Below are 239 nucleotides of genomic sequence, written 5' to 3' on the forward strand. Positions count from 1 at the left end.
TGAACCGGCACGGTAGTCACCTACCGCAGGATTTTAAGTCCTGTGTGTCTGCCAATTCCACCACCCCGGCAGGACTTTTATACGTGGAGGCGGCAACCGGATTTGAACCGGTGATAAAGGTTTTGCAGACCTTGGCCTTACCACTTGGCTATGCCGCCAATATATATGGAGCGGAAGACGAGGTTCGAACTCGCGACCCCCACCTTGGCAAGGTGGTGTTCTACCACTGAACTACTTCC

Annotated in this window: 1 tRNA gene; it reads right to left on the reverse strand. The window is 53.6% G+C overall.

The window, feature by feature from the left end:
• Positions 1–84: 84 nt before the first annotated feature.
• Positions 85–158: transfer RNA gene (locus SB717_RS39215), tRNA-Cys, on the reverse strand.
• Positions 159–239 lie beyond the last annotated feature (81 nt).

The sequence above is a fragment of the Priestia sp. SIMBA_032 genome (assembly GCF_046535215.1).
Taxonomy (GTDB): Bacteria; Bacillota; Bacilli; order Bacillales; family Bacillaceae_H; genus Priestia; species Priestia aryabhattai.